This window comes from Geopseudomonas sagittaria, from assembly GCF_900115715.1.
Lineage (GTDB): Bacteria > Pseudomonadota > Gammaproteobacteria > Pseudomonadales > Pseudomonadaceae > Geopseudomonas > Geopseudomonas sagittaria.
Map to the genome: position 1 here is coordinate 1 of NZ_FOXM01000040.1, position 1741 is coordinate 1741.

The 1741-nt window shown below is 67.5% G+C and carries 2 protein-coding genes; both read left to right on the forward strand.

The window, feature by feature from the left end:
* Nucleotides 1-13 precede the first annotated feature (13 nt).
* On the forward strand, nt 14-937 hold the full coding sequence (locus BM297_RS21265) for a catechol 2,3-dioxygenase (RefSeq protein ID WP_092435824.1): 924 nt from the start codon (nt 14-16) through the stop codon (nt 935-937).
* Between the two features lie 36 nt (nt 938-973).
* On the forward strand, nt 974-1741 hold a 768-nt coding region (locus BM297_RS21270; protein WP_139231112.1), incomplete at its 3' end, for an aldehyde dehydrogenase family protein.

Consider the following 1741-nt stretch of genomic DNA (forward strand, 5'->3'; position numbering starts at 1 on the left):
AAGAGGTGTCGAGATGAAGAAAGGTGTAATGCGCCCAGGGCACATCCAGCTGCGCGTCCTGGACATGGCCAAGGCCCTCGAGCACTACGTCGAGCTGCTCGGCCTGATTGAGGTCGACCGCGACGAGCGCGGCCGCGTCTACCTCAAGGCGTGGACCGAGGTCGACAAGTTCTCCGTGGTGCTGCGCGAGGCCGACGAGGCCGGCATGGACTTCATGGCCTTCAAGGTCCTCGATGACGCCACCCTCGGCCGCCTGACCGAGGAGCTGGTGGCATTCGGCTGCATGGTGGAAAGCATCCCCGCCGGCGAACTCAAGGGCTGCGGCCGCCGCATCCGCTTCAGCGCCCCGTCCGGCCACCGCTTCGAGCTGTTCGCCGAGAAGGAGCAGACCGGCAAGTGGGGCCTCTCCGAGGTCAACCCGGAAGCCTGGCCGCGCGGCCTCAAGGGCATGAAGGCGACCCGCTTCGACCACGCCCTGCTCTACGGCGGCCACCTCGACGAGACCCTGCGCCTGTTCCGCGAGGTGCTCGGCTTCGACCTCGCCGAGCAGGTGCTCGACCCCGAGGGCAAGCGCATCGCCCAGTTCCTCACCGTCGGCATGAAGGCCCACGACGTGGCGTTCATCCTGCATCCGGAGCAGGGCAAGTTCCACCACGCCTCGTTCTTCCTCGAGACCTGGGACGACGTGCTGCGCGCCGCCGACCTGATCAGCATGACCAATACCTCGATCGACATCGGCCCGACCCGCCACGGCCTGACCCACGGCAAGACCATCTACTTCTTCGATCCGTCCGGCAACCGCAACGAGGTGTTCTGCGGCGGCGACTACCACTACCCGGACCATCCGCCGGTGACCTGGACCGCCGACCAGCTGGGCAAGGCGATCTTCTACCACGACCGCGAGCTCAACGAGCGCTTCCTCACCGTCCTGACCTGATTGCCTCCTGTTTTCGAGTTACCCGAGATTGCATCCATGAAAGAGATCAAGCACTTCATCAACGGCGAATACGTCGCTTCCGCCAGCGGCAAGCTGTTCGACAACGTCAACCCGGCCAACGGCCAGGTGATCGCCAGGATCCACGAGGCCGGCGAGGCCGAGGTCGACGCCGCGGTCAAGGCCGCGCGCGCCGCGCTGAAGGGCCCGTGGGGCAAGATGAGCGTGGCCGAGCGCACCGAGATCCTCCATCGCGTCGCCGCCGGCATCAACGCGCGCTTCGACGAGTTCCTCGAGGCCGAGTGCCTGGATACCGGCAAGCCCAAATCGCTGGCCAGCCACATCGACATCCCGCGCGGCGCGGCCAACTTCTCGGTGTTCGCCGACCTGGTCAAGAACGTGCCCACCGAGGCCTTCGAGATGGCCACCCCGGACGGCACCGGCGCGCTCAACTACGGCGTGCGCCGGCCCAAGGGCGTGATCGGCGTGATCAGCCCGTGGAACCTGCCGCTGCTGCTGATGACCTGGAAGGTCGGCCCGGCGCTGGCCTGCGGCAACACCGTGGTGGTCAAGCCGTCCGAGGAAACCCCCACCACCACCGCCCTGCTCGGTGAAGTGATGAACGCCGCCGGCGTGCCGGCCGGCGTATACAACGTGGTGCACGGCTTCGGCGGCAACTCGGCCGGCGCCTTCCTCACCGCCCACCCGGACGTCGACGCCATCACCTTCACCGGCGAGACCGGCACCGGCGAGACCATCATGCGCGCCGCCGCCAAGGGCGTGCGCCAGGTGTCGCTGGAGCTGGGC